At 58.9% G+C, this 248-nt stretch carries 1 protein-coding gene; it reads right to left on the reverse strand.

The features are described 5' to 3' along the window. Window positions 1-226, reverse strand: a 226-nt coding sequence (locus AAEY72_RS15870; protein WP_352311610.1) for an ATP-binding protein, incomplete at its 3' end; no start/stop codon positions are given. Window positions 227-248 lie beyond the last annotated feature (22 nt).

The raw sequence follows: 248 nt of genomic DNA on the forward strand, positions 1-248 counted from the left end.
GGGTCAGCGTCACGTCCACCCGAGTCCCGTGCCCCAACACGCTACTCAAGTGCAATTGGCCGCCCATCATTTCACACAAGCTGCGACTGATCACCAACCCCAGCCCAGACCCGCTACGTGCCGACTGCTGGTTATTGCTGCCCTGGATAAACACACTGAACAACCGCTGCTGATCGGCGATGCTGATTCCGATGCCGGTGTCTTGCACCCATAACTGGACGGCCAAGCGATCATCCTCGACCTTAGCC

This window comes from Psychrobacter sp. W2-37-MNA-CIBAN-0211 (genome assembly GCF_040309405.1).
GTDB classification, from domain to species: Bacteria; Pseudomonadota; Gammaproteobacteria; order Pseudomonadales; family Moraxellaceae; genus Psychrobacter; species Psychrobacter glaciei.